Consider the following 1,369-nt stretch of genomic DNA (forward strand, 5'->3'; position numbering starts at 1 on the left):
AAACAAAAACAGTTAGTTTAGCACCATAGGGAAAGGAAATATGGGATCATCAATAATTGAAATAAAGTACAACAAATCGTTGGAACTGAGGTTCTCGCTTAGGCTCGAACACAGCTCAACTCGAACGTTAGAACAGGAATATACAATGACGATAATTATCCCAACAATATTCTTTATCATTGCATTAATCTCTATTTATAACAAAAAACGAAACGCTTCATTAATTGCGGTATCCGCATTATTTATTTCTATTTATTTGCTGAATATGCAAAATACAGTTCATCATGGTTATCAACACAGTGCTTCAATTAAAGCATTTTATAAAATTTCGGAAGAATTAAAAAAACAAAACGTACAACCAGTAATTGAGTCAATTGATGAATCTTTAAAGATTAGTTGGGAAGAGCAGTCTGGAGATAAATTTATTGGTTATATGATTGATGAAAGAATTAAAAAGAAAACAAAAGAAATTGAGAAAGAAAAAGTTCTAACCAACGGATCGAACTGATGACCATGCTACGCATGGACATCAATCCGATCCGTAGTTAATTCACAGCTCATCCTCAACGTTAGTTTGTAATAAAATTAAAAATAAATTGTAGAAATGAGAGTCCAAATAAATCGCAGATGCACGAATTTAGAATTATCTGAATTAAGAGAATTTTAGAACAAAACTAGATCTGAATTATTTATCTCAAATAATAGAATTTTATAAATATAGAAACAAGAAATAAAAGACAAAAACTAACAAACGGATCGATCTGATACTTTCGTTGTGAGTCACAATTTAGATAGAAAGTACAAATCATCCTGGACGTTAGTGTAACACATAATGAAAAGTCTGCCGGTGATTTTTTTACAAAGAGATAGCATTTTAAACTCACACTGGTAAATTTTTAGTCATATGAAATAAAATTTTTATAAAACAAACGTGTCAACAAAGAACTCTGTGGAGTAGTAACTCGATGATAAAACGTACATTTACTTCTGCTTTAGTGGCTGTAGCGCTAAGCTCATGCCAAAGTAATAATGCTGAAAAAGATAAAGAAGCTGAAAATGCTGCTATACCAAAAACTAAAGTCTATGATGTAAGAGATGTAAATTTCTTAACTCCGGAACAAAGAACCGCACGTTATGGTGAAGGATGGGAAAAGAACCCCGCTATTGTCCGTCACATCAAACCTGACGTTGCCGTAGAAGTAGACATGACAAATAGTCGTGAAATTAGCCTTCAGTACGAAAAGCAATTTGCCCTTCACGTTAAAGCCGACAACCCAGAAGGATACGGTTCCGTATCAATCAAAAATAAATGGGTCAAAGTTGGAGACACAGTTACAATTAAAGCAAATAATGATGACAATGCCACTTT

Annotated in this window: 2 protein-coding genes; both read left to right on the forward strand. The window is 32.9% G+C overall.

Going from position 1 to position 1,369, the window contains the following annotated elements; translation table 11 throughout:
* Nucleotides 1-145 precede the first annotated feature (145 nt).
* A complete protein-coding gene (locus LNTAR_RS24630; RefSeq protein WP_007278969.1) occupies nt 146-508 on the forward strand; it encodes a hypothetical protein in 363 nt (120 codons plus the stop codon).
* A 457-nt stretch (nt 509-965) separates the two neighbouring features.
* On the forward strand, nt 966-1,369 hold a 404-nt coding region (locus LNTAR_RS24635; protein WP_007281501.1), incomplete at its 3' end, for a hypothetical protein.

The sequence above is a fragment of the Lentisphaera araneosa HTCC2155 genome (genome assembly GCF_000170755.1).
Taxonomy (GTDB): domain Bacteria; phylum Verrucomicrobiota; class Lentisphaeria; order Lentisphaerales; family Lentisphaeraceae; genus Lentisphaera; species Lentisphaera araneosa.